Source organism: Pseudoalteromonas sp. THAF3, from assembly GCF_009363775.1.
Lineage (GTDB): Bacteria > Pseudomonadota > Gammaproteobacteria > Enterobacterales > Alteromonadaceae > Pseudoalteromonas > Pseudoalteromonas ruthenica.
Genome location: NZ_CP045419.1, coordinates 535,798 through 562,690, shown reverse-complemented (window position 1 = coordinate 562,690; position 26,893 = coordinate 535,798). Strand labels below are relative to the sequence as shown.

Annotated in this window: 24 protein-coding genes; 9 read left to right on the top strand and 15 right to left on the bottom strand. The window is 48.3% G+C overall.

Going from position 1 to position 26,893, the window contains the following annotated elements; all coding sequences use genetic code 11:
• Window positions 1–2 precede the first annotated feature (2 nt).
• Window positions 3–1,292 (top strand): hypothetical protein, encoded by a 1,290-nt coding sequence (locus tag FIU82_RS17685; protein WP_152441789.1) that lies wholly within the window; start codon window positions 3–5, stop codon window positions 1,290–1,292.
• Between the two features lie 55 nt (window positions 1,293–1,347).
• Here the strand turns inward: FIU82_RS17685 and FIU82_RS17680 are convergent, their stop codons facing one another.
• The 11 genes from FIU82_RS17680 to FIU82_RS17630 form a co-directional block, all read right to left on the bottom strand.
• Window positions 1,348–2,073 (bottom strand): hypothetical protein, encoded by a 726-nt coding sequence (locus tag FIU82_RS17680; protein WP_152441788.1) that lies wholly within the window; start codon window positions 2,071–2,073, stop codon window positions 1,348–1,350.
• A gap of 25 nt (window positions 2,074–2,098) precedes the next feature.
• Window positions 2,099–2,821, bottom strand: coding sequence for a hypothetical protein (locus FIU82_RS17675; RefSeq protein ID WP_152441787.1), 723 nt, complete (start codon window positions 2,819–2,821; stop codon window positions 2,099–2,101).
• Window positions 2,818–3,690: a hypothetical protein gene (locus FIU82_RS17670; RefSeq protein WP_138589331.1), complete on the bottom strand. Its 873-nt coding sequence runs from the start codon at window positions 3,688–3,690 to the stop codon at window positions 2,818–2,820. The genes FIU82_RS17675 and FIU82_RS17670 overlap by 4 nt, the downstream gene beginning before the upstream one ends.
• Before the next feature lie 255 nt (window positions 3,691–3,945).
• Window positions 3,946–6,900, bottom strand: coding sequence for a TonB-dependent receptor (locus FIU82_RS17665; RefSeq protein WP_152441786.1), 2,955 nt, complete (start codon window positions 6,898–6,900; stop codon window positions 3,946–3,948).
• 64 nt (window positions 6,901–6,964) lie between these two features.
• A complete protein-coding gene (locus FIU82_RS17660) occupies window positions 6,965–9,589 on the bottom strand; it encodes a glycoside hydrolase family 16 protein (protein ID WP_152441785.1) in 2,625 nt (874 codons plus the stop codon).
• 266 nt (window positions 9,590–9,855) lie between these two features.
• Complete coding sequence (locus FIU82_RS17655) at window positions 9,856–10,239, bottom strand: VOC family protein (protein ID WP_053909492.1); 384 nt, start codon at window positions 10,237–10,239, stop codon at window positions 9,856–9,858.
• Window positions 10,240–10,315: 76 nt separating this feature from the next.
• Window positions 10,316–11,299: an LLM class flavin-dependent oxidoreductase gene (locus tag FIU82_RS17650; protein WP_152441784.1), complete on the bottom strand. Its 984-nt coding sequence runs from the start codon at window positions 11,297–11,299 to the stop codon at window positions 10,316–10,318.
• Between the two features lie 217 nt (window positions 11,300–11,516).
• Complete coding sequence (locus FIU82_RS17645) at window positions 11,517–12,458, bottom strand: alcohol dehydrogenase catalytic domain-containing protein (RefSeq protein WP_138508157.1); 942 nt, start codon at window positions 12,456–12,458, stop codon at window positions 11,517–11,519.
• A gap of 2 nt (window positions 12,459–12,460) precedes the next feature.
• The gene (gene dkgB / locus FIU82_RS17640) at window positions 12,461–13,273 is read right to left on the bottom strand and encodes a 2,5-didehydrogluconate reductase DkgB (RefSeq protein ID WP_138508158.1); all 813 of its coding nucleotides are present in this window, start codon (window positions 13,271–13,273) and stop codon (window positions 12,461–12,463) included.
• A gap of 9 nt (window positions 13,274–13,282) precedes the next feature.
• Window positions 13,283–14,185: a TIGR03571 family LLM class oxidoreductase gene (locus FIU82_RS17635; protein ID WP_152441783.1), complete on the bottom strand. Its 903-nt coding sequence runs from the start codon at window positions 14,183–14,185 to the stop codon at window positions 13,283–13,285.
• Complete coding sequence (locus tag FIU82_RS17630; protein WP_152441782.1) at window positions 14,182–15,366, bottom strand: MFS transporter; 1,185 nt, start codon at window positions 15,364–15,366, stop codon at window positions 14,182–14,184. The genes FIU82_RS17635 and FIU82_RS17630 overlap by 4 nt, the downstream gene beginning before the upstream one ends.
• A 116-nt stretch (window positions 15,367–15,482) precedes the next feature.
• On the opposite strand from FIU82_RS17630, the gene FIU82_RS17625 reads away from it, so the two are divergent.
• Window positions 15,483–16,370: a LysR family transcriptional regulator gene (locus FIU82_RS17625; protein ID WP_152441781.1), complete on the top strand. Its 888-nt coding sequence runs from the start codon at window positions 15,483–15,485 to the stop codon at window positions 16,368–16,370.
• Window positions 16,371–16,463: 93 nt separating this feature from the next.
• On the top strand, window positions 16,464–17,555 hold the full coding sequence (locus FIU82_RS17620; RefSeq protein WP_152441780.1) for an alkene reductase: 1,092 nt from the start codon (window positions 16,464–16,466) through the stop codon (window positions 17,553–17,555).
• On the opposite strand, the gene FIU82_RS17615 is transcribed toward FIU82_RS17620, so the two are convergent.
• Window positions 17,552–18,445 carry an MBL fold metallo-hydrolase gene (locus FIU82_RS17615; protein ID WP_253946374.1) on the bottom strand — a complete coding sequence of 298 codons (894 nt, stop codon included), beginning with the start codon at window positions 18,443–18,445 and terminating at the stop codon, window positions 17,552–17,554. The two genes, FIU82_RS17620 and FIU82_RS17615, sit on opposite strands and share 4 nt — an antisense overlap.
• A gap of 128 nt (window positions 18,446–18,573) precedes the next feature.
• On the opposite strand from FIU82_RS17615, the gene FIU82_RS17610 reads away from it, so the two are divergent.
• Together FIU82_RS17610 and FIU82_RS17605 are read left to right on the top strand one after the other, a co-directional pair.
• Entirely contained in the window at window positions 18,574–19,842 is a 1,269-nt protein-coding gene (locus FIU82_RS17610; RefSeq protein ID WP_152441779.1) for a glycerophosphodiester phosphodiesterase family protein, read from the top strand.
• 205 nt (window positions 19,843–20,047) lie between these two features.
• Window positions 20,048–22,105 carry a TonB-dependent receptor gene (locus FIU82_RS17605; RefSeq protein WP_152441778.1) on the top strand — a complete coding sequence of 686 codons (2,058 nt, stop codon included), beginning with the start codon at window positions 20,048–20,050 and terminating at the stop codon, window positions 22,103–22,105.
• 4 nt (window positions 22,106–22,109) lie between these two features.
• Here the strand turns inward: FIU82_RS17605 and FIU82_RS17600 are convergent, their stop codons facing one another.
• Window positions 22,110–22,505: a hypothetical protein gene (locus FIU82_RS17600; protein ID WP_152441777.1), complete on the bottom strand. Its 396-nt coding sequence runs from the start codon at window positions 22,503–22,505 to the stop codon at window positions 22,110–22,112.
• Window positions 22,506–22,592: 87 nt separating this feature from the next.
• Here FIU82_RS17600 and FIU82_RS17595 point away from each other — a divergent pair, with 87 nt between their 5' ends.
• From FIU82_RS17595 to FIU82_RS17585, 3 genes are all read left to right on the top strand, one after another.
• Window positions 22,593–22,967 (top strand): DUF1294 domain-containing protein, encoded by a 375-nt coding sequence (locus FIU82_RS17595; RefSeq protein WP_152441776.1) that lies wholly within the window; start codon window positions 22,593–22,595, stop codon window positions 22,965–22,967.
• Between the two features lie 99 nt (window positions 22,968–23,066).
• Complete coding sequence (locus FIU82_RS17590; protein WP_022945241.1) at window positions 23,067–23,381, top strand: hypothetical protein; 315 nt, start codon at window positions 23,067–23,069, stop codon at window positions 23,379–23,381.
• 89 nt (window positions 23,382–23,470) lie between these two features.
• A complete protein-coding gene (locus FIU82_RS17585) occupies window positions 23,471–25,525 on the top strand; it encodes a S9 family peptidase (protein ID WP_152441775.1) in 2,055 nt (684 codons plus the stop codon).
• Window positions 25,526–25,580: 55 nt separating this feature from the next.
• Here FIU82_RS17585 and FIU82_RS17580 read toward each other — a convergent pair whose 3' ends face one another.
• Complete coding sequence (locus FIU82_RS17580) at window positions 25,581–26,009, bottom strand: organic hydroperoxide resistance protein (RefSeq protein ID WP_152441774.1); 429 nt, start codon at window positions 26,007–26,009, stop codon at window positions 25,581–25,583.
• Window positions 26,010–26,123: 114 nt separating this feature from the next.
• Here FIU82_RS17580 and FIU82_RS17575 point away from each other — a divergent pair, with 114 nt between their 5' ends.
• Window positions 26,124–26,582 (top strand): MarR family winged helix-turn-helix transcriptional regulator, encoded by a 459-nt coding sequence (locus FIU82_RS17575; protein WP_152441773.1) that lies wholly within the window; start codon window positions 26,124–26,126, stop codon window positions 26,580–26,582.
• 7 nt (window positions 26,583–26,589) lie between these two features.
• Here FIU82_RS17575 and FIU82_RS18835 read toward each other — a convergent pair whose 3' ends face one another.
• Window positions 26,590–26,709, bottom strand: a complete 120-nt coding sequence (locus FIU82_RS18835) for a hypothetical protein (RefSeq protein ID WP_367648282.1) — start codon at window positions 26,707–26,709, stop codon at window positions 26,590–26,592.
• Window positions 26,710–26,893: the final 184 nt, after the last annotated feature.

Here is a 26,893-nt window from a genome sequence, read left to right as displayed (position 1 = left end):
TTATGGTTAAGTACTTATTGGCATTAGCTGTTGTATATTCATGCTCTTCATACTCTCACAGCATGTACTCCAGAGCCAGTGAGTGCGATGTTGACGAGCGTTCGGCGCAATCTGTACAAGTAACATATCGAGCCCGTATGGGGTCATTCAGTGACGATGAGCTAATTACACAGACTAAAGAAAAGCTGCTGCATAAACTGCAAGATATTGCCGACAATACCGATGCGGGTATCATGGAAACGGCTGTCAGCTTTAAACGTGATCCGAACTCATCCAATATTGATGCAATTGCGCAAATCGCATCAGTCACTGAATGCTACGGTAATAGATTTAAAATAACGAAAGAGAATATTGATTATTTATCATCAACAGTTTTCAAATATACGAGTAACGACCTTGATATAGAAACTTCATTCACATTACCAGCCGCCCCCTTAAAACAGCTTCAGCAGTTAACACCGACTTTAATTATCACCGAGGATTCTATATTTACTTTTAAAATGGGTGATGAATTCGCTCAAATACTCGAAAAGCTGGGCCGTTTTACTATGTTATGGCCGATAAATGACACAAAGTTACTGGCTTTTATTGGTCGCAATCATGTTTTTAGTTTTCACCAAGGTAAGTTAGTGGGTTATCAATACAACCAAGCTTTGTTGCCTATTTCGTTAGCTAACCAGTTGGAAATTGTTGCCGAAGACTTTACATTCTCCTTAAATGGAGCACAGTTTGCTTCTACAGCAACCCTTGATGGCCAGCAGGCAGCACTCATTGACTCGGCTTATAGCGAACCCAAATTTTTAACACTACAACAAGTTAGCGACCTTGATGAAACCGCGCAGAAGTTAGCTGGGTTTAGTGTAGGCAAGCCCTTCACCGACTTTAGCAAGGTGCAAACGTCTCCTTGCTACCAACACGCCATGACCATTGAGGAGTATATTAGCACCTATGGAAACAGCCTAATTCAACTAGTCGATGCTGATAATAAGCGTGCTTTTTTTACCCCTTGTCGGCAAAAAGTTGTGATGTCTACTGCAGAGCAAGTGGACCATATTAAACTCATGGAAGACTTCTCCGCCCGCAGGGCAGGCATCTACGGCAAAAACGAGCTCTTCGATAACTTTTCAAAATGGCAGTTTGCTGGCCTTGGCCAAGGAGACCCTTATGCCAAGCTTGAAGCCATGGGCAACGCTAATCTAGAGTGGGATACCGCTTATGTCACTACAGAAAAATGGCATGGGCAGTTTTTGGTGATTGATGACACCTTGATTAGTGGCAAAGTGTTTCATTAGCTGTGCCGTGGTGTGGGAGCAACATTGTGGGAGCAGCTAAGCTGCTCCTTACCTATTACCACTTCGCCAGCAGCGTTATCGGTGCCCCTTGCTGCAAGCGAGTCACAATATAGGTGTTCACACTGGAATAACTGCCACCATCAACGCCATTTTCCGTATAGAAAATAGCATCTTCGATGCCATCGCCATTGTAGTCGCCTTGGGCCATGAGCGTTAAACGCTGAATACTGCCATCGGTATCGTAATACACCGCTTGGTCTTCACTCGCAGGCTCAACTTTTTTGATTGTGGTCACATCACTCCAGTGCTCGGACTGCGCCACCCGCTCAACCGTATCATTAGAGATAGCGAGGGCGAATTCGGCAGGTAATTCCTTGGCCACTTCTTTACCATGAGTAAAGTTGATCCAACTGGTGTGAGAGGCTTCTAGCTTCGCCATCGCCTGCCAGGTGTTGCAAATTAGCTCGAGCGCTTCAATAGCGCCTTGCATTGAAAAGTCTTCGCCCTTGAAACCTTGAGCCTGCGCTTGCTTTAATTGCTCACAGCTTGCAATTTCTGTGCTCTTGCCAGAATCATTTATTAGCGGATAACTAAAAAACCACTTACCACTTGCTAGCGCTTCCACATCCGCTCGGCTATCTAGTGATACGGGATCGACAAAACGCCCCTCAGTTTTATTGGTTTCGCTATAACTTGGAGCAATACTTGATTGCTCTGTATTTGCGTAGGCTGCAACAGAGAGCAGCATGGCCCCAGATAATAAAAAAGTGCTTTTAGTCATTATGAATGTGCCAAAGACGACCTAATTACCACTGAGCCAACAGCGTTATCGGCGCCCCTTGTTCCAAGCGCGTTACGACATAAGCCTTCACACTAGAATAACTGCCGCCATCAACGCCATTTTCCATATAGAAAATAGCATCTTCGATTCCATCGCCATTGTAATCGCCTTGGGCCATGAGCGTCAGACGCTGAATACTGCCATCGGTATCGTAATACACCGCTTGATCTTCATTCACAGGTTCGACTTTCTTAATTGTGGTCACATCACTCCAGTGCTCAGACTGCGCCACCTGCTCAACTGTATAATTGGAGATAGCGAGAGTGAATTCGGCAGGTAATTCTTCGGCCACTTCTTTACCGTGAGTAAAGTTGATCCAACTGCTGTGAGAGGCTTCTAGTTTCGCCATCGCCTGCCAGGTATCACAGATATGTTCGGTTGCTATTACCGCCTCTTGATAAGAGTATGTATCTGCCTTGAAGCCTTCCGCTAAAGCCTCTTTGAGCGCTAAGCAATTCGATACCTCTATAGAGTCCCCCCCTTTATTGAGGGTATCTTGGTAATACCACTGTTTGTTGTGAAGTGCGGCAACCTCTGAACTATTTTTCAGCTCAATGCGTTTATCAAAGAAGCTTCGGGCTTTATTGTCGAAAGTATAATGAGGCTCTATAACGGTATTGCTTGTCGTTGCACACGCACTCAGTGAACCAAAAAGAGCGGTCATTGCTATAAGGTTTAATTTATTCATTGTGGATTAGCCAATAAGTTACGAACATAGATATTGCGCTCTTCGGAGATGTCTTTACGAGACGACTCCAGCGCGGCATTTCTATAGTCACCCGCGTTAATATAGCGGTTAAAGTTAGGAAAAGTATCTTTGAGCTTGGTCATACCCAGGTTAAAAATCATATCGAATAGCGCCAATTTGACATTGTCTGGGAAGGCAGCGAACTTATCGGCCCCGTATATTCTTTTTAGCTCCGATTCAAACTGCCGAATATGCTTCTCTACCTGCGCGTCCATAGTGCTTTGTGATAAGTGTAATTTAGTAAAAGGTTTAAACTTACCTGCTCGCATACGCTTTCCGAAAGGCTTGCTTTTAATTAACTGATATTCAGACTCTATTTGCGCGGCAGTAGCCGGCTGCCCGGTGGCATTGACAATAAAAGGTAATTTCTTGGCTTCATCTACGTTACTCAGTAGGTGGCCCACACCAACGGTCGCAAAGCCTTTGGTATCCAAATACATGTGCTCTACGCGGCCCTCATAACGCTCAATATTACGATAAAGCGACACTTTCAAGGCTCCAGAAACCGGTGTCTGCGCACTGGCGCTTGCTTGAGAGAGCTTTTCATTTACTTTGCGATGGGTGCGCCCATTTACATCCACTTTGCCGTCGGGACGAACCATACCCACCACTTTTTGTTGAAATAGCTTGATCGCGGCAACGGTTTTTGACTGCTCAGGACGGCTTCCTAAACGACCATCAACGACTAACCGCTGAGTGGGCGCAATGAGTCTCAGTAGAGCGTTTAATGCTTGTTGTACCGCTTTAATGTCATTGGGATTATTGACACCGTTGATGCCGACAGATTGGGAAATACGCATGGTTGTCATGAGTTCATCCTTGTTAAAAGTATTCCTAAGGCACCTATACGACCATGAAATTAGGCGCTAATTGGGGCAATATTAAACAAAACAGTTAAAAATAGCCAGTTGTCCGTTTAGGTACTTGACGCACAGCGACATCAAAGCCCCCTTCTACTCACTGACATAAGCTCAAGTGGTTACTGTATATAAATAAAAAAAGCCGCTCGGTGAGCGGCTAGGTTGGTTCTAGGGATAAACCCTGTCGTGAAGCTAAAATTATGGCTAAAAGCTATAGCGCGCACCCAAGGTGTAGCGCGGCCCATATTGACGTGCAAATAAGAACTGCTCTTCATATCGACCGTAACCACGTTCGGTTTCATTATTGAGATTCACACCTTCGGCAAACACAGTAATGTGCTCGTCAATGTCATAATTAACACTGATATCCCATTGCCCATACGTGTCGCTATACTGCGGTGGCGCATCTGAGGAGCCCTGGTCCTGGCCCACACCAATAAGATACGAATCACGCCACGCATAAGTGACCTTCACTGATAAACCATCTTTTTCATAGAAGGCCTGGAAGTTTGCAGAGTCGCTCAAGCCAGTAAGTGGAGCTTGTTGCACCAAGCTTTCACTATCAAACTCGACATCGCCGTCAACAAAAGTCGCGTTTACACCAACACCAAAGCCCGATTCCCCGAACAGGTGCTGCAGCGCCACTTCAAATCCGTCTACCGCTTTGCTGTCGGTATTTTGCGGCTGGCTGATGTTCCAAACAATAAGCGGATCATCACTGCTTGGCTCAATTTTACCTTCGCCATTACCATAGCCTAACGCCAGCATTTCATTATAGATTGCATCGCTGGTCGCCTGCTCGCCACGCCCTTCAATTGCAGCCACCGCCTCACGGTAACGAGGGCCATCAAGAATGTCGTGCAAACCGTCTATGGTGGTTTCAGTGATGGTTGTTTGGATAAAGTTATCCACGTCTTTTTTGAAGTAACCCAGCGACGCGTAGCTGCCTTCGCTGTAGTAATACTCTAAAGACAAGTCCAAGTTAGTGGACTCAAATGGCAATAGATTGGGGTTCCCTTGGGCACCAGTTCGCGAGCCTGGCTTAGGGCTGCCCGTTAAACTACGGCCGCCGGCCAAATTACCCAAAGGTGCACGTGACATGGTTTTACCCCATGATACCCGCGCTACCAAATCGTCGGTCAAATCCACTTTAGCATCAATCATCGGCAGTAGGATGTCGTAGTCACCCTCTTGAGTCAGGAAGTTATTCGTGCCACCTTCGGCGTATTGCATAATCCACTCTGACGCACTTTCCCAATTCACTTGTTGCTCGACACGCTGGCGTACAATGCTAGTTACATCGGTTTGCTCATAACGTAAACCGGCATTCACTTGCACGTAGTAATTGGCAACGTCGAATTCCCACTGCGTTTGCAAGTAGAGGCTTTGCGTTTGCTCTTCAACGGTGTTCTGACTATCAATACCATCAAAGAAAGGATCGATAGAGTATACATTGTCACCTACTACACCTTCAGTAAGGTAAGCCAGCTGGCGAGCAATGGCCTCATCAAAGTCGTAGGTGTAGTAATAACCCGGTTGTAAGTCACTGCCACCTCCAGCAAATTGATCAAGGAGGTCGCCGGTTTCGTGGTAGGTGAACATATTATCAGGGAAAATCTCGGGGAACGCCGGATTGAAACCAGGGCCGCCGCGCAGACCGCTCCACGCCGTGAAACCACTCATGGTTTGCTCAGTGTGCGAGCCACCGAATTGCACCCGGATCAGTGGGATATCAAAGCTATCGTTGTACCATTCGCTATGCAATTGCGCCTGTTTGATATCCGATTCACCCGGTGAGTAGATGAACTGACTAAAGTTAGAGTCAATTTCACTCGGGGCTAAAGTAGTGGTGCCATTTTTCCAGTTTACCAAGGCATGAGGAATGTCCCCTTCACGGTAATCATAAATTTTATTAATAAGCTGATCGGAGCCCAAGATCACTTGCCCGGCGCTGCCTAGCCCGTCATCGGCACCATTGTCAGTTTCGTTATTAGAATCATGATAATCAACAGCAATCTGCCATTGATCGTTGATTTGCCAATCGACGTTAAGGCCCACAGAACGTGCGGTTACTTCGGTGGTTGAACGGTTGGTGGTAAACGACGCATCATTACCACTAATGTCAGCGAATAGCGCGGTGCCATTTTCATCAAGCTCGTAGCCGTTAATATTGCCACCAAACTCGTTCCAAATTCCCCAGCCAATGCTGTTAGAGCCAGTAATAGCTCGGCTCGCCGTATAATCCAACGTCACCACAATATCATCGATAGGCGCGTACTGAAGCGTTACCTGCCCGTTGGTGCGCTCGCGCTCTAAGTCTTCAATACTGTAGTTCATATCTTTAGGAAAGAAATGATTACCCACCCGGTTGCCATCAGCGTCTAAAGGACGGGGATCAATCACACTGCCGTCATCAAGCGACGGTAAATCTACGTTCGCTTGCCAACCTTGAATGTTTGCTTGTTGTTTTTGAAAGTCACGTTCCTGATGCGAGAAGGTAAAGCCAACACCGAACATATCATCATCAAAGGTGTTGCTGTACACCGCAGAAAACTCTGGAGTGACATCATCCCCTTGTTCATTTGAGGTATCGTGAATAGCCTTGCCGGTTACGGTAAAGTGCTGCCCAGGGCGTTGGAAGGGTCGAGAGGTAACAATGTTAACCGTCGCGCCTAAACCACCGCTGGGGACATCTGCACGCGCGGTTTTAAAAACTTCTAAGGTGTTCACACCCTCTGAGGCGATGTTTTCTAGGTTGTACGAACGCGTGTAACCTGTTCCTGGCATTTGTCGGCCATTAAGGGTGATAAGGTTAAACTCAGGGCCAAAACCACGTACGGTAATTTGGCTACCCTCGCCGTTAGCCCGACTTACCGACACCCCGGTTATGCGCTGCAGTGACTCAGCCAAGTTAGTATCTGGGAACTTACCCATTTCCTCTGCGGAGATTGCATCGACAACGCCGGAAGATTGGCGTTTAAGATCCATGGAACGAATCAAACTGCCTCGGATCCCTTTAACTTGAATAACTTCTATTTTCTTTTCTGCATTGTCTTGTTCTGTCTGTGCCCAAGTTGGCATGGTCACACCAAGGCCTGCGGCAAGGCTCAGCGACACTGAGACAGCTAGCGATGATTTCTTAAATGTTGTAGGTTTCATGATTGCCTGCTTATACAAATTGTTGCCATAGGTTGCGGGCAGCGTACTACCCGCACTCAGTGTGTTAAGGATTCGCTATGACCGCGTTATCGATGCGATACACAGCACCTTCACCCATGCCCCAAGAAGGGAATACCATCACCACATTGATAGCACTGACATCCAAGCCAGCATTGAGTAGATGTTGTAATGTGAAGGTGTAGGTTTGCCATTCACCCACGACAGGCTCGGCCCCTTCCTGACTGGCGCTGAGCGGCAGTTCCACTGCGGTTGCAGCACCCAATGACTCAATCTTGAACAACCATTGAGCGTCCGGATTACCCGCATTGCTGGTAATCTTCATTTCAAACTGCACCACACCCTCGCTGAGTAAGCCGGAGGCATCAAATGACACGTTTTCATCTGCTAGGAAACCCATCACGGTTGGCGTCGCCCCGATTGTAAACTCAGCAACTGCGCCATGAGCTTGGTCGTCAGTCACTACAGCAGGCTCAGAGCCACCACAGCAATCCCAAATACTCCACTGCTCAGCAGCTGCGTCTTTGAATAAGGTTAACCCATCATTCTCAGGGTAATAAATTTTGGCGTTATCAATGCGATACACCGCACCTTCACCGCTGCCCCATGCAGGGAACACCATTACTACATCAATGGCGCTTAAATCTAACCCAGCGCTCGCTAGGTCAGTCAACGGGAAGGTATAAGTTTGCCATTCACCCGCTTGTGGGGCGTGACCTTCTGCGCTTGTTGTTAAATCAACTTCAGCGGCCGTTGCTCCGCCGCTTGACTCCAACTTGAGCAACCAAGGCGCATCTGGCGTATTCGGCATTGATGTGACTTTCATATCAAACTGCATCACGCCACCTTCAACGATAGCCGTGGCATCAAAGGGTTTACCGCTGCCACCCGCATCGCTGCGCGTATTAAAGCCCATAACGGTCGGTGTAGCACCAATCGCAAATTCAGCAACCAAGCCATGGGCTTCATCATCCATGACTTCGATAGGTGTGCTGCCACCGCAGCAATCCCACATGGGCCAATCAACATTTTGGCCATCAGTGAAAAGGTCTAACTGCGGGTACTCGGCGTTTATCTCAACGTTATCGACTTGATAAACGGCGCCCTCTCCAGTGCCCCAAGCAGGGAAGATCATCACCACATCAATTGCTGACACATCAAGGCCAGCATCAGCTAACGCTTGGATTGGAAATGTATACGTTTGCCATTGGCCTACGACAGGAGCTTCACCCTCGGCGCTGGCGCTAAGGTTGAGTTCAACGGCGGAGCCAGCATCAAAGCTTTCAATTTTGAACATCCAAGTGGCATCTGGATTCGCCGGAGCTGAAGTGACACGCATATCGAAACGCACAAAGCCGTTATCAAGCATCCCGGAGGCATCATAAGGCGACGCCTCCCCCTCGGGATCAGTGATACACTCGCTACGGCTGGTAAAACCATTTACCGTGGGTGCACTGCCGACCACGAACTCCACCACATTGCCTTTGCCTTCTACAGGTACTAAGCTCGGCGTTGAACCGCCACAGCAGTCCCAAGCAGGCCAGTTAGGGTTAAATTGGTCAGCAAAAATAGTCAGTGGATTGATGCCTGTTGATGGCGGTGTAGGCACAGGCGCCTTACCTTCAACTAATGCATCTGCAGGGTCATCATAACCAGGGCGAATTGTTTCGCAGCCTTTGCCTGTATCAGGGTTCGATGCACACTCATAAACGCGCACATAGTCAATTTCAAACTTTTGCCCCTCGGCAAAAGCGCTGGCATCAATACCTGTTTGATTGACGTTTTCCGGCCAATCGCCGCCAACAGCAAGGTTGAGGATCATATAAAAATCTTGGTCATACGGAGCATTATCCCAATGCGTGACTAGCTCACCACTGCCCTGCTCAAAATACTCAGCAAACCAGCCACGATGCTTTAAGCCCACAGCTTCATTTTTACTGTTATAAAGCACCTCAGAACGGCGCTGAGTAGCGTAAAGGTAGTCGTCCACATACCAGCGGATTTCGCCTTCTTGCCATTCGATGGCATAAGTATGGAAGTCGTCTGCGGGGTTCTCATCTTGGGGGAACTCATACGCTTTGCCACTGGAAGCATTGTCTGGCCAATCGCGTCCATAGTGCAAAGTACCATGAATATTAGACTCCACTCCCTCATCAGTGGGCACTTTCAGGTTAACAGCTTCGAGGACGTCGATTTCTCCCGACTTAGGCCACGAACCATACACTTCATCGGTGGGCATCATCCAAAACGCCGGCCAACTGCCTTGTCCTGAGGGCAGCTTGGCACGAACTTCAAAGCGCCCGTAGGTAAAATCGGCCTTGTATCGGGTGTTTAATCGTGCCGACGTGTAAGGCTTCTCAGCCCCTTCTGATGCTGGTAGAGCAACAATATTGAGCACGCCATCTGCGATGTATGCGTTATCGCTGCTATCGGTATAGCATTGCTTTTCATTGTTGCCGCCACCGGCGCAATTGATTTCATAGTTCCACTTTGAGGTGTCGATGCTTTCACCACTGAAATCATCTTCCCAAACCATGACCCAGTTGGAGGCAGGTGCACTAACCTCTGTGGTGGTAACATCAGTCTCAGTGGCGGAGCCGCCACACCCAGTCAGTACAGCTAATGAGAGCGCTGCCAAAGCCCGAGTCGTGTGTGTTGCTGCTTTGTTCATTTTGTTGAACCCCAACATTAATTGGTTATTAGTATCTAACTGATTTAATTTTGTTTTTATTATCAACCAGTATTTTGTAAGCGCTTTCAAAAGTACCCAAATAAAAAGCGCAAATTATGTAAGCGCTTTCATAACATATGACATGGTCGTTAAAACGTCAATAAAATGCAGTTATTTTTTAACACAGGGTTAACTATATGGGGACAAATACACGTAACAAAGCGCCCACCTGGGCGCTTATAGTAAGATTCACATTTCCTTATCTATTAAGCAGGGCTTGGCATATAAAATACATTCAACTTATTGCCATCTAGGTCTCGAAAGTAGCCAGCATAAAAGCCAGGGATATCACCACGCTCACCGGGCTCTCCTTCTTCTTTAGCACCAAGAGCAACCGCCTTTTGGTAAACCTTATCAACCAAATCCGGGGAACTGGCCTGTAATGCCACCATAGTTCCATTACCGGCGCTTGCGGGGCTCTCATCATAGGGCGTCACTATCGCTAATCCTGCGCCCACAGGGCCAGTCGACCAAGCGATTAAGCGCTCATTCTCCATGAACCGTGCGGCACCGAGTTGGCCCAATAAAACATCATAAAAAGCCGCAGCCTTTTGCAAATCATTTGTACCTAAAGTGACATAGCCAATCATGTTGTGTTCCTTTTTTTGTGATGCAAGATGCTCATCAAGCATATACGGGGATAAACCAAGCGCCAACCCATATCTATCACCCGTGCATTATCAGCTCATAAGAGTTCAAACGCGCTTGTTGATCATAAATAATATTGTGTAGCATGATTTCGTCGGCCCCCGTACGCGCCTGTAACCCACGCAGCCCGGCCTGGACTTTCTCTTTATTACCGATGATTGACTCGCGCAACATCCGAGTCACTTGTTGACGTTCAAGGTCGGTCCAGATCGCATCCATATTGTCGGTGGGAGGAGGGATCAGCCCCTCTTGCCCCCTGATCATACTGACAAACTTTTGCTGCCCTGTGGTTGCGAGAAACTCGGCTTGCTCGTTAGTAGCAGCGGCAATGGCATTCACCGCTACCATCACATAGGGAGCACTCAGTTGAGCGCTGGGCTGAAACTGTTCACGATACAATTCTATCGCGCGCATCATAAAGTCAGGGGCAAAGTGCGCAGCGAACGCAAAGGGTAAGCCTTTTTGTGCCGCGAGCAAGGCACTGTAAGTGCTTGAACCAAGTAGCCACAACGGCACGTGAGAACCGACTCCGGGGTAAGCTCGCACGCGTTGGCCTGGTTGCTCCTCGCCAAGAAAATACTGCAGCTCTTCGAGTTGTGGCAACAAATCTTCCGCAGCTTTTGCATCACGTCGCAACGCACGTGTTGTAACGCCATCGCTCCCCGGCGCACGGCCAATGCCTAAGTCGACGCGCTCAGGAAACAGCGCTGCCAAGGTGCCGTATTGTTCGGCGACAATCATCGGCGCGTGATTGGGCAGCATCACGCCCCCAGAGCCAATACGTATACGCTGAGTATGAGCGCCAATGTACGCCAGTACGGTGGACGTGGCGGCGCTGGCTATGTCGGGCATATTATGATGCTCCGCCATCCAAAAACGATGGTAACCTAAACGTTCCACATGTTGAGCAAGCTCCTTAGCGCGGGCAAACGCTTCATTGGCGTTGCTGCCTTGCACCACGGGCGCGAGATCAAGCACACTGAGCTTAGCAATAGCGGTCATTATTACCTCTTCATTTAGCACGTTCTACATTATGTTGATAGGGTCACCTTAACAACATCTCTACCGATACAGCAGCCACAATATGGCATTATCATGATGCTATTTCGGCATCAATATCGTGAGGTAACCGTGCCTGTAACCCAATTAAAACCGTGTAAAAGCTACTAACTTGGGCCTTATATGTTAGTTTTATTCCGCCATTCAAGGCCCAGAGTAACTATTGATTGAGCACAACTGCTTTTTGTTTTTCCTCCTTAGAGAAAATCAAAGCATCATTTAATGCATCAAAAGCGAATTCAGTTGGTTGCTCTACCTGTAAGTGACCAGCCACCACGTCTTCTAGTAGACGTTCACCGTCCCTTACAAGGCGCTGCCACTGAGCGCTATCCCCATAGTCATGCAGTGCCCCTAAGGCAATTTCATGGTATGAAATAGTACGCGTAAATGGCGCATCCACGGGGTTATCAATGCGTCCTAAAATACTGATAACATGGCCATTGGCCTGCAGCAGTGGCACAAGCTCCCTTGCCGTATCCGGGCCATTAGCATCAAACAGTGCAAAGTAACCGCCCGCGCTGGGCGCTTGACGAAAAACTGCATCTATACTCAGTTTATCCGCTTGCTCTTGGGTTAAACTTTGCGATAAGACATGCACTTTAAAACCACTGTGACTCAGCATTTGGGCCAACAACTTGTTCACTGCCCCCATACCCGTTATCAGTACCTTAGCACCTTTAACTGCGGGGATTTTGCTAAACGCTTGCCACGCAGTCAGCATCGGACATGGTAAAGCGGCAGCCACCGAAGGACTCAAGCTTTGTGGTATGCGCATCACCCGGTTCGCAAATAAAACGGTGTGTTCAGCAAAACTACCATCAAGGCTTAAACTGTGATGATAAGCCACTATTTGACCGACTAATTGAGCGTCAACTCCCGCACCTACGGCCAGCACTTCGCCGGCACCATCAACGCCCGGAGTGTGACCCTTGGGCCAAGAAATAGGATCGGCATCAATGAATTTCCAATCCACAGGATTGATGCCGATGGCAAGGTTGCGCACCAGAATCTGTCCAGCCTCCAATAGAGGTAAGGCTTTGTAGTCTAATTGCAGGGCATTACCTGCCCCATTAAACTGCCATGTATGGGTCCGCTCTACCATATTTAAATATCCCACTTGGGTGAAAAGTCAGGGTCGGCTTGACGGTCGTTACAATCAAGGGCATCGATTCTGGCGATGTCTTCAGCGCTTAAAGTCAGTTCCAGCGCCTTAAGATTTGTGGCTAAATTAGCTCGTTTGGTCGATGATGGAATTGTCACCAAACCATGTGCTAACTCCCAAGCCACAACCACTTCGGCGGCGCTGACGTTATGTTTTTTAGCAATAGCTAAAATAGTCTCGTCTTTCAGCACTTTACCCACAGCAAAAGGCATGTAGCCGGTCACTGTGATTCCTTGTTGCACACAAAATTCACGCACTTTTTCATTAGTCAAATAAGGATGAACTTCAATTTGGTTATTGGTCAACGAGCCCTCTGGTAAGATTTTTAGCGCTTGTTGAAGTTGGGCAATAGTGAAGTTAGATACACCTATGTATTTAGTCAAACCCAGCTCTTTGGCACGATGTAACTCACCAAGGTATTCTTCCATTGGTTCACCGCTATCAGGGCTTGGCCAGTGAATTAACAGTAGGTCCACGCTATCAAGCTGCAACTTTCGTAAACTTTCTTTAACGCTGTCAATAAAGCCTTCTTTATTGAGCTTATCGTTCCACACTTTAGTTGTTACAAAGAGCTCTTCACGGGCAATATCGCTATCTCTAATAGCACGACCTACAGCTTCTTCGTTGCCGTAGATTTGCGCAGTATCGATATGCCGATAGCCCTCTTCAAGAGCCATCATTACACTCTGATAAGCGACTTCGTCCTCTAGTCGAAACGTGCCAACGCCTAGTTTAGGTAAAATTGATTGATTCATATAGTCTCCTTAAAAATGAAAATGCGGTAATACCTGTTTACCGATGTACTCGAGTGCCCATTCAACGGGCAAGGTATTTCGCCTAAAATGCAAACCAATATGGTTTACACCTACTTGTTGCATTGCCTTTAGTTCAGTGATGAGTCCATTTACGCCAGTTTCAATCCCGAATCGGTGACGTGTTATTGGCGCATCAGGCTCATCCAGCAAATTTAAATGAATAAAGCTCACGTAAGGCTTTTCGCCAGCAACATTACGCCACTGTGCTACTCGCTTTTTATGATCTTCAGGAGTACCTGGGTATGCCAACCAGCCATCCATATTTTGTCCCACCCACATTGGTGACTGCTGGGCGAGACCCGCGACATATAAGGGCGTGTTAGTCAACTCCGGCAGAACCTTTTGCCCTGCCTGTAAGGGCCGCTTGGGCTCACCTTTGAGCACCGCCACAGCTTCTTGAAAGCGGGCTCCCCGTGAGGGAAAGTCAATATTAAATAAAGGGTATTCACTAGGGCGATCACCACTGGCAAGCCCTAAGATCAACCGTCCTTTACTGAGGCTTTGTATCGTGGCGGCGGCTTTTTTTACTAGCCAAGGCTGGCGAAGAGGCAACACCACCGCAGCTGTGCCAAGCATTATGCGTTCAGTTTTAGCCGCCAGATAACCTAGATAACTAAAAGTTTCAAATACTTGAGCAGCATCACCAAAATTAGGATCATAAATAGGCACGTCACGAACCCAAGCGGCGAAGAAGCCCATTTTGTCGGCTAACTGAATACGCGCTTCATGATGACGCATATCTGGAATGCCAAAAGGTCCTGAGGTATTGGTTTCAAAACGAGCCCAGTCATTATCCAGCGGCAACTCCACCCCGATAGAAAAGGGTTTTTGTGCTAGTTTATCCAGGCTCATACCAGCTCCTGAGCACGCGTTTCGTCGCGCTTATCAAGGTGACCACTCCAACGCGTTGCCACCAAAGCCGCTACGGAAATCATAGCCCCTATCCAAGCAGTGTCTTGCAGGCTCATACCGTCGACAATCGCACCGCCCAATACAGAGCCTACCGCAATCCCGATATTAAACGCCGCAATGTTTAGGCCTGATGCTACATCTACGGCGTTAGGGGTGTATTTTTCTGCAAGTTTTACTACGTACACTTGCAACCCAGGAACGTTGCCAAAAGCAAAAGCCCCCCATATCAGCACGGTGATCACCGCTCCCACTTTTGATCCCATAGTGAATGTGAATACCAATAAAACTAGAGATAAAGCCGCAAAAATCAGCGTAAGGGCGTTAATCGGACCTTTTTTGTCGGCTAGCTTGCCGCCATAAATATTGCCCACGGCCACAGATACACCATAAACCAGCATGATCAAACCAATGGCTGACGGAGCAAAGCCGGCTTCTTGCTGTAAAATAGGCGCCAGATAAGTAAATGCAGTGAATGTGCCGCCATAGCCCAAAATAGTCATGACATACACCAATACTAATCGCGGTTGAACAAGCACTTGCAACTGCTCTTTGATGCGCGCCGGGCGACCTTGTTTTAAATTCCCCGGGACCAGCACAGCACTGCCAATGAGAGCGATTAGCCCTAAGGCAGAAACCACTAAAAAGGTTGCTCGCCAACCGAAGTTTTGACCAATCCAAGTACCCAGCGGCACGCCTGTGACTAGGGCTACTGTCAAACCGGTGAACATGACTGCGATGGCACTAGCTTCTTTTTCTTTACTCACAAGGCCTGTGGCAATGGTTGAACCAATGGAGAAAAACACGCCATGGGCCAACCCAGTCAGGATGCGCGCCGCAATTAAGCTTTCGTAGCTCGGCGCTTGCCAAGCCAAAATATTTCCTCCAACGAACAACGCCATGAGGCTAAGAAGCACGCTTTTACGCTTCCACCGTCCGGTGAGCGCGGTCAGCACTGGTGCGCCAACGGCCACGCCAATGGCATAAAGGCTAACCAATAACCCAGCACTTGGCAGGGTCACATTTAAATCTTGTGCAATAGTCGGCACTAATCCTACTATTACAAATTCGGTAGTACCTATAGCAAAGGCACTCAAAGTTAAAGCGAGCAATGCAATGGGCATTTATTTTCCTCTTCACTGCGAGTTTAAAAACAATGCCGTCATTGTGGGAGTAAATTTATTTGCAAAAAATAGCAGCAGTGACAAAATACTTTTGTGATAAATGAAAAGGTAAGCCGATGCCCGTCAATGCTAAAACTGAAGACTTAGAAGCCTTTGTGACCGTAGTTGATACTGGAGGCTTTTCTGCTGCGGCACAATTACTCGACCAACAAGTTGCCAAAGTGTCCCGAGCGGTAACCCGCCTGGAGCGTACTTTAAATGCCACCCTACTAAATAGAACCACACGGCGAGTAGAGCTCACAGAAGAAGGAGAGTTGTTTTTGAGCCACGCTCGCGATGGCTTGAATATGCTGGCAAAAGGCGAAGAAGCACTGCGTTTGCTGGGCCGCTCTCCTTCAGGAAAATTACGCGTTGATGCCGCCAGCCCATTTGTTTTTCATCAATTGACCCCTTTGATCAACGATTTTTGCAGAACCTACCCAGATATTACTCTAGAGCTAACCAGCCACGACAGTATTATTGATTTGCTTGAGCATAAAGCCGATATAGCCATACGTATTGGTGACCTTAGTGACTCAAATTTACATGCTCGACGACTAGGTAAAAGTCGCCTACACATAGTGGCAAGTCCTGAGTATTTAGCTCATCATTCCCTTTCAGAGAATATTCAAACTCTGCATGAGCAGCGTTTAATCGGTTTTAGCGATGCCCCACACCTTAACACTTGGCCACTCAAAAGCCCGCAACAATTGCGCTTTGCTATCAGTGCTTCCAGCGGCGAGACTGTGCGTCAGCTATGTATAGCGGGTCAAGGACTCGCATTGTTGTCGCATTTTATGGTTAAAGACGACTTAGCCGCCGGGCGCTTAGTGAGCGTACTCAACAACCATATTTTAAGTCCTAATCGACGAGAATCTGTACAAGCTGTTTACTACCGCAACAGTGCAGTGTCTTCACGAATATCTGCCTTTTTAGATTTTATTGAATCAAGGTTGTGCCTGTAGTTACATATTTCACAAAAGTGTTTTTCATTTATTGCGGTTAATGATGACAATCATCTGCGATACGCTGTGCTCAGCACAACTTTAGGAGGTCTTATGAATTCACTTTTTCGCCCTATTACCTTAGCCGGTAAAACATTAAAAAACCGCATTGTTATGCCACCGATGACACGTTCGCGTTCAACCCAACCGGGTGACATCGCCAATGACTTAATGGCGACCTACTACGCGCAGCGTGCCAGTGCCGGACTGATTATCAGTGAAGGTACGCAAATCAGCGAACTAGGTAAAGGCTATGCATGGACCCCGGGGATCTACACCCCAGAGCAGGTTGCCGGTTGGCGCAAGGTCACCGACGCCGTCCACCAAGCCGGCGGCGTGATGTTTGCCCAGCTGTGGCATGTCGGCCGCGTATCCCATGAAAGTAATACTGGCGGCAAGCAGCCCATCTCATCGTCTGCTATTCAAGCCAAAGGTGTGAAGGTGTTTATCGATGACAATAACAACCCGGGTTTTGTCGAGGCGCAAATGCCGCGCGCCATGAGCGTTGCAGAAATCCACGAGGTCATCGCGCAGTATCGCCACAGCGCCCAATGCGCCAAAGAAGCAGGCTTTGACGGCATTGAGCTGCATGCTGCCAACGGGTATCTAATCAACCAGTTTCTAGACTCACAAGCCAATAATCGCAGCGATGAGTATGGCGGTAGCCTTGATAATCGCCTGCGCTTTTTGCGTGAAGTCGTCAGCGCGGTCAGTGAAGTGTTTGGTGCAAACGCCGTAGGGGTCAGATTAGCACCGTTAACAACCTTAAATGGCGCGGTGGATGACAACCCTCAAAGCACCTATGTGGCTGCAGTGCGGGCTCTTAATGAGCTTAACGTTGGCTATGTCCATATTGCGGAGGCCGACTGGGACGATGCGCCTTTAATGAGCGCGCAGTTTAAGCATGCTATCCGTGATGCCTTTGATGGGCTCACTATTTACGCGGGTAAATACACCAAGGCGCGCGCCGAACAAGCACTAGAGGATGGCTGGGCCGATATGATTGGCTTTGGTCGCCCCTTTGTTGCCAACCCGGATTTACCGCAGCGCCTCAAAGCAGGTTTGCCTTTAGCAGAGCATGATCCGCAAACATTATTTGGCGGTGGCCCAGGGGGTTATACTGATTACCCCAATGCGACCGCTTAATGTTCGTTATCTTTAATTCTCACATCAGGGCGAAAATTAAAGTAAGACTCTTCTATCAGCGTGCGGTACACACCGGCAATATTTTGCGCTCGCCACTGCTGGTACATGGGCAGGTGGCTGAATTCAGGAAAATGTAGCTGTTGCTGCATTTGCGTCAAAGTATGGCCCGCCAACATCGCGTCACGTACGCTATTATAAAGGGTCTTCAGGTAGGCAAGGTAGCGACGCACGTCGCCCTTGTCACCCATTTGTGCATGTCCCCCTACCAAAATATCAAAGTCGTGGCTTGCGAGTAATTGCTCTGTAGAGCGGATCATGCCGTGGATATCATAACCTTGCAGATCTTTATAAGGCATGCGACCTAACACCACCCAGTCGACCACAAACATAACGTTTGCAGGCATGAAATGCATACTCACATTGCCGCGCCCATTATTGGGGCCGAAATAATTAAGCTGTACAGAGCTTTGTCCAAGCTCAGCGGTGAAAGAATCAGTGAAGGTAACGTCAGCAAAGCGCACGGGAGCTTTGGTCCAACGCATGTCCTCATCTGCATAACGATGAGCAACAACGGTAGTCTGTTCATCGACCAGAAATTCGCCACCGAGCGTGTGGTCAATATGGTTGTGACTGTAGGCCATGAACTTAATGGCAACACCAAAACGAGAGCGAATCGCCTTTTTCAGCCATTTCGCCGCATCAGCATTAATAGGATCGGTGACAAATGCCCCCTTATCGGTGATCATAAAAACGCTGTGGTAGTGGCCTGCACTAAACCGATACACATTGTCTTTAACTTGCTCAATCACATAAGACTGAGCGCTGCTAGCAAAACTCACCACCCATAACAAACACATCAATACCTTATACATAAAACTCTTATCGTTCATTCACATTGCTGATAGTTTAGTCTACTGTGCAATTAGCTGTAGCGATCAAGTGATGCTTGTGTCGCTGTAATAAAAATAAAACATCACGTCCTTATGATGGTTAAAAACCTAAAAAAGGAACTAACTCTATGCGCTTTTCTCTCATTAGTTGCTCGTTGGCGGCGATTTTATTAAGCGGATGTAACAGCAGCTCAGATTCTGATCCTGTGGTGGTTGAACAGCCGCAAACAGCCTCTCCAACTTCAGTGCAACTGGGCCCTCGCCCATTTGCGCTGGTTGATGCCATGGCTGCGGGGCCACTTAAGGAAGCACTGCAAGCATGTGCCGACGACAACTTCGTGGCCAGCGACTTTTCCATTGGCCACCGTGGCGCACCTATGCAATTTCCTGAGCACACCCGTGAAAGTTACATTGCGGCAGCGCGCATGGGGGCAGGGATCTTAGAATGTGATGTCACCTTTACCGCCGACAATGAGCTGGTCTGTCGCCATTCGCAGTGTGATCTGCATACCACCACCAATATCCTAGAAACCGAACTTGCTAGCAAATGCTCAGAGCCTTTCACTCCCGCCGCAGACGGCGTACCCGCAAGCGCCCAGTGTTGCACCAGCGATATAACCTTAGCCGAGTTTAAAACGCTCAAGGGAAAAATGGATGGAGCGAACCCAGCAGCAACCACTGTCAGTGAATATATGCAAGGCACGGCACCGTGGCGAACCGACTTATATGCCGCTCGCGGTACCTTGATGACCCATCAAGAAAGCATTGAATTGTTTAAATCACTGGGCGTAAAAATGACCCCAGAGTTAAAATCACCTAGCGTCAGTATGCCCTTTAATGGCATGTCGCAAACCGATTACGCATCAAAAATGCTGAACGAGTATGAACTTGCGGGAGTTGCTGCCGACCAGGTGTGGCCGCAATCATTTAACCGCGATGATGTGTTGCATTGGGTTAACACTCATCCAGAATTTGCCGCACAGGCCGTTTACCTTGACGGTCGCGACGCCGAGCCGGGCTTTGATCCCAGTAATGCGCAAACCTGGTCACCCAGCATGGCTGAGCTGGTCAATCAGGGTATCGAAGTTATTGCGCCACCGATTTGGATGTTACTTGACTTAGATAACAATAATCAGATTGTTCCCTCGGCGTATGCCCAAGCAGCCAACGAGGCAGGATTGAAAATTATTGCTTGGTCATTAGAGCGCTCTGGGCCGCTTGAGAGCGGTGGTGGCTGGTACTACCAATCAATCACCGATGCCGTTGATTCAGATGGTGTGATGATGCAAGTGCTGGATGTATTAGCGCAAGATGTTGGCGTCATTGGTGTATTCAGTGACTGGCCTGCGACCACCACCTATTATGCTAATTGTAAGTTAGCCAATAACGACGCTTAGCAGCGCTTATATCACCGCAGCGAGGCACCTAGTCTCGCTGCTGTGCTTTCAACACCCCACTTCAGTCGCCCCCAATAGCCTGACTAATTCCCTGGTATTTCGACACCACTGTGCACCACAGTGATCAGACAATACCGTCTGAGAGTATAATTTTGCACTGCCCGCTACAAATCCGTACCATCAACAAAAAATGCACAGAAAACGTATGCTTAGACCAACATTCTTATCTCTACTCGCGTTTACACAAGTGGCACTCGCTCAGGATGACTTGGCCGAGATTGAACGCATCACGACCACGGCCTCGCGATTGGCGGTTTCAGAGGACGCAATGGCATTGAATATTGCCACCATCAACGCTGAACAACTGGCTATCCTTGGCAGCACCCATATTGAAAAAGCCATGAAACAAATCGCCGGAGCCAATTTACAACACGGTAACGGCCAAGAATATTTACCATCACTACGCTCTCCGGTATTTACCGGCGGGGGCGCATGTGCCGAAGTGTTGGCACTAGAAGATGGTATTGCCCTGCGTGCAGCCGGTTTCTGCAACGTCAATGAACTGTTTGAAGCGCACAGTGAAATGGCTGAGCGTATTGAAGTGCTTAAAGGGCCAGGCTCTGCGTTGTACGGCTCAAATGCTGTGCACGGGGTAATTAATGTGATTACCCCCGATACGACTTATGGGGGCGGCTTCGCTGGCCTCGATGTGGGCTCGTATGGCTATAAACGCGCAAAACTGCGCGCCGGTAAAGATTTAGGCGAGCAAGGTTTTGGCATTAATAGCAGTGTTACCCGTGATAGTGGCTACCGCGATGATGAGAGTGTCGAACAAGAGAAAATCAACCTGCGCTATCGCTATAGCGGCGATACCTTGAGGGTGCAAACCGGGCTCACCTACACCCATCTAGACCAACAAACAGCAGGCTATATTGAGGGTTTTGAAGCCTATAAAAATGAGCAAGTGGCACAGCAAAACCCCAACCCAGAAGCCTTTCGCAAAAATCGCGCGACGCGGCTATGGTCGCAATTTACTTGGCAAGCAAACGGGCAATCCACCTGGATGATCACCCCTTATGTGCGTGACCAACAAATGACCTTTTTAAAGCATTTTTTACCGGGTAAACCGCTGGAGGAAAATAGCCAGCAAGGGGTTGGCGTACAAACGCTTTGGCAAACCCAACTCAACAATTCTTGGCAACTAAACCTAGGCATAGATGGTGAGTACACCCAAGGCGACGTGCTGCAATATCAACACCAGCCAACCACCGGCTCAGCCTTTTTACAGGCCACCGTACCACAAGGAAAGCATTACGATTACAGCGTTGATGCAACATGGTATGCCCCTTTTGCGCAGCTCTCTTATCGTCATTCGGCCTGGTTAGTGACTTTAGGAGCACGTTACGAGCACATCGACTACAACTACGACAACCATATGCTCGCTGGGCGTACCCGTGACGATGGCAGCGAATGTGGCTTTGGCGGTTGTCGTTATTCACGCCCCGCGAGCGGCGACAACAGCTTTGCCGATCTCTCCCCGAAGCTATCGCTGAGCTATCAGCTGAGCCCTGAACTTATTGCTTACACTAATCTCGCCAAAGGCTACCGCGCACCGCAAACCTCAGAGTTATATCAACTCCAGCGTCAGCAGCAAGTGGCCGATTTAAAAAGCGAAACCATCAATAGCGTGGAGCTGGGTGTAAAGGGGGCTTACAATTCAGTGCGCTTCAACCTGGCTGGCTACGTGATGCACAAAGATAACTTTATTTTCCGCGATAGTGACTTCTTTAATGTCAGTGACGGTGAAAGTAAACACCGAGGTATTGAGTTAGAACTACGCTATCAGGCTAGCAGCCGGGTAATGCTGCAACTTGCACTGAGTCGGGCGCTGCACACCTATGAGCACCAGCAAGTCATCGCTGACACTCATCTCAAGGGGAACATTATGGACACCGCGCCCAAATGGGTGGCAAATACTCAACTGCATTGGCAAGTCAGTGACGATGTCGATGTTGCCCTTGAGTGGCATCACGTCAGTGATTATTACACCGACCCACAAAATTTACACCGCTACAGTGGCCATGATCTCATTAATATACGCGGTGCATGGCAAGTGAATAAGGACTGGCGAGTGATCGCTCGGGTCGAGAATGTTGCTGATACAGCCTATGCTGAACGTGCCGATTTCACGACTTTCAGCGGCGATCGTTACTTCCCCGGGCGCCCGCGCAGCGTGCTATTTAGTATCGAAAGGCAGTGGTAACTTATTAGCTTAGTGCACTTAAGAGTATACCGGGGTCAGAGATCCCGGCCTCTTTAAGTGCTTCAGTGACCGCTTGGGTCATTTGCATAAGCTGTACTTCCATATTGGCAACAAGATTGCGCTGTGATTCGAGCATTGCTTTGTGCGCTTCCTCATCATTGGGGGCTTGCTCGTTTTGCAGAGTTCTCAACCTTTCACGTGCTTGGTCTATTTGCTCTTTTACGCGCTCGATTTGTTCTAACATTTTCTGAATATGCGCGGGCAGTTGCTCGCGCAAGCTCTGCTTAATGTCCGCCTCAGCCTGAGCTTTGGCTTGATTATGCTGGGGTTGCAGGCGTAAAGTGCCCTCAGATTGAGGCGTTGTCGGTATAGATTGTGAGTAGGAAGAATCAATGCGCATTGCGCGTCCTTGGCATCATGGCTCGCTTTTAAATACTATCGGCACCGACTAGGGACACTTGAGCCAAATTTTATCGGACAACACATAATGAAGTTTATATTGCAGCTTGGCAAAGGTGTTTGCAGCTTACTCTTTGTCTGCGCTGTCGCACTGCTCTGTTGGCAAGTGCAAACTCTTTGGCCCAGCGTCTTCTATTTATGCATGAGCACGATTACCTTTATGTGGTTTTGGCATGATAAACGCGCGGCGCAGCGCCAACGCCCACGTACACCCGAGCGTGACTTATTAATATGGTCGCTATTCGGCGGCTGGCTAGGAGCCCTTGCGGCGCAAACTTGGTTGCGTCATAAATCGCAAAAGCGCGCCTTTATCATAAAGCTATGGGTGACTATTTTGGTTCATTGCTGGATGTTTATTATTGTTGCAGTACAACTGATTTTGAGTAGCGATGGTTTATGGTAGTCATACTTTTGGCTAAGTATAAAAGTGCTGACTTTTTATACATTTTTGCTAAACTTGGGAACAAATAAAACGTCACGCTCGTTAAATGGATTTACAGCAATGAACTTAATTATTTTCTTACTCCTTTTTGGCGCCTACTTATGGGTGCGCTTTACCCTTCGTAAACAGCTACGTAGCTATGTTGAACAGTACTACCCCGACTTGCGCGCAGTGCTCAATCATAACCCGCTAAAACTCAGCAAAGCCAAAGCACTGGAAACCAACTTAGATGCCTGGCTTAACAACGAAAGTGGATACAGCCTGAGTGACGATTACATCAGCCGCAAGCGCAAGCAAATCTCATTGACCAACCAATGTGGCATGATCATCGCGCTAATCGCTATGCTGCTGCCCTTATTTTTTGCAACTCCATGACCAAGCTGTCATTTTTTATCGAATAAAGTTGCACCTACAGAGTATGGGTTTTATAACAGGGAGACTGACATAGCTGCCAAGGACAGATTATGAAATTCACTCCCCTCTCTTGGGCCATGGGTTTAGCTATCGCAACCAGCGGTATCGCCAATGCAGCCCAAAGCACTCGCCATGATGTACTCGCGCTCGAAGACGTTTTCAATCTTGAATATGCCAATCAAATCGATATCAGTGATGATGGCGATACCGTCTATTTTGTGCGCAATCGCATGGACATTAAGTCAGACCGCAAATTTAGTAATATTTGGCAGGTCAGCACCGACAATAAACAGCTGCAACCGGTAACCAGTGACGTACATCAAGACTTTGCCCCCGTGTTATCCCCCGATAGCAGTCGCTTAGCGTTTATTTCTACACGAGATGGCAGCGCACAGCTGTATGTTAAGTGGTTAAACACAGGTGCGGTGAGTAAAATCAGCAACCTTACACAGAGCCCCTCCAAGCCCACCTGGACACCAGACGGCAAAAGCTTAGTATTCAGTATGTTTGTGCCCGCTAAGCCCAATAGCCCGGTGAGCTTACCCGGTAAGCCCGAAGGCGCAAAATGGGCCGACCCAGCGCTGTTTATCGATGAGGTTTACTACCGCGCTGATGGCGCCGGCTATACCAAAGCAGGCCATAATCACCTGTTTCGTATTGCTGCCAACGGCGGCAACGCGGTGCAGCTCACATCCGGTGACTTTGACCATGGCGGCAGTATCAGCTTTAGTGACGATGGCAGTACCTTATACTTTTCAGCAAACCGTCACAGCGACCATGAGTTAAAGCCGATAAACTCTGAAATTTACGCGCTGGAGCTTGATACTCTCAGCATTCGCGCCATCACCGACCGCGATGGCCCAGACAGCCAGCCGCAGGTGTCTCCCAATGGTCGTTACTTAGCCTACACCGGCTATGACGATAAGCGCACTAACTATGAAAACACTCAGCTCTACATCCGCGATTTAGAATCTGGCGAGACGCGCAGCTTAACGCCGGACTTTGACCGCGCAGTGGCGCAAATACACTGGGCGGATGATAGTCGCGGCCTGTACTTTAGCTACGATAGCGAAGGCAAAACCACCATTGGCTACCAACCTTTGCGCGGTGAAGCCAAGGTGATCACCGACAAAGTGGGGAGCGTGTCTTTTGGTCGCCCCTACTCAGGCGGCGATTTTGACGTTAGCACCGAGGGTGATATTGCATTCACGCTCGCCGACACTCAGCGCCCTGCTGATGTGGCCTTGACTAAGCGCGGCGAAGCGCTGCGGTTAACGCATTTAAATGAAGATGCCTTGGCCAACAAAACGCTTGGCAAAGTGGAAGAATTGTGGGTTAAGTCCAGCCACGATGAGCTCGACATTCAGGGGTGGATTGTCTACCCGCCGCACTTTGATGCAACCAAGAAATACCCTTTGATTCTCGAGATCCACGGTGGACCGGTGGCCAACTACGGGCCTCACTTCAGCGCTGAAGCACAATTATTCGCCGCTCAAGACAACGTGGTGCTGTACATGAACCCACGCGGCAGTGACTCTTACGGCAAAGACTTTGCGCAAACGATTCATCATAACTACCCAAGCAACGACTACCATGATTTGATGACGGGTGTGGATGCCTTAGTTGCCAAAGGATTTATTGATGACACTAAACTCTATGTAACCGGCGGCTCTGGCGGCGGTGTACTTACCTCGTGGATAGTCGGCCATACCGATCGCTTTGCTGCGGCGGTGGTTGCCAAGCCTGTAATTAATTGGTTTAGCTTTGTACTAACGGCTGATTTTTATCCCTTCTTTGCGGATTACTGGTTCCCAGGCAAGCCATGGGAGCATATGCAACATTATATGGAGCGCTCACCTATTAGCTATGTGGGCAATGTAACCACCCCCACCATGCTATTAACCGGTGAGGCCGATTATCGTACGCCTATTTCCGAAACGGAGCAGTTCTACCAAGCATTGCAATTGCAGGGGGTGGATACCGCCATGGTGCGTATTCCTGATGCCTCGCATGGCATCACCAAGCGGCCCTCGAACCTGATGGCAAAAGTCGCCTACATTCTGTGGTGGTTTGAAAAGCACGGCGAAAAGCAGGCCGATAAATAACCATATAAAGGCGGCGACACGCTGTCGCCGCCCTTGTCGCGACTAGGCTGTGCCTCTAGGCCAGCACCAGTTCCACATCAATGTTGCCACGTGTGGCATTGGAATAAGGGCAAACCTGATGCGCGGTATCCAATAATTGACGCGCCTGCGCTTTGTCCATATCCCCCAAATCCACGGTGAGCTTAGCGTCGATAGAAAAGCCCTGCCCTTTTGGACCAATTGCAACCTCACCGGTGACGGCAATATCCTGAGGTAACTTAATTTTTTGATCGCCAGCCACTTTTTTCAACGCGCCAATAAAACACGCTGAATAACCGGCGGCAAAAAGCTGCTCAGGGTTGGTGCCCTGACCATCATCGCCCCCCAGCCCCTTTGGGACCGATAGGTCAACATCTAAACGGCCGTCATCCGACTTGGCAGAGCCGTCTCGTCCACCAGTTGCCGTGGCTTTTGCACTATAAAGAATCTGTTCTAACGCCATTATTGGGCTCCTTCTAGTTAACTATTTAGAAATTTACTTTGCATGCAAAGTAAATAATAGCGATGACCAACTTGAAGATCAAGTTATTTGCATGCAAAATAAAATAAAGGAGAGATCATGACCGACAATGCTTTAAAACTTGACTACCAGCTGTGTCACCGCTTTTACACTGTGGCTAACGCCTTCACCCGGGCCTATCGTCCGTTATTGCGTGAGCTCGATATTACTTACCCACAGTACGTGGTGTTAATGGCATTATGGGAAAAAGACCAAATCACCATTCATCAATTACTTGAGAAAACCCATATTGATGGTGGTGCCATGAGTTTAATTTTAAAAAAGCTTACGCAGAAATCTTTTGTGCAGGTGATCCATGATCAGCATGACAAGCGGGTAAAGCGGGTGGTACTCAGCGACTATGGAAAAAAGGCCAAACATACCGCGCAAAAAATTCCCCAGCAGATGCGCTGTAACCTCAAAAATATCAGTGATAAAGAAGGGATGGAGTTGATACGACTAATAGACAAGGTGAGTGATGACTTACACACCACACTTTGTGAGGCCGATACCCAGTAAGTACTGATCAGATAACCTCGTTATCGCCCAGTGAAGCAGGGTGACGCTTATCATGAAAATGAGTATAGAAAGAAATCCATTTAAGATATGTATCAACGGCTGTGAGCGAATATTGCTTCGTCAGCATAAACTCGCCGATGTGGTTTAAAATGGTGAACGAGTTCTCACTGAGCCAGCCTCAACAAATAATTGTCTTTATATACAGCATCGTTGTATTTCTCCTATAGTGAGGAAAACGACCTATTAGGTCGTTTTTGTCTTATCCACATTTAGAGCAATGCAGCATAACTTCAATGCTGGTAAGTACTTCC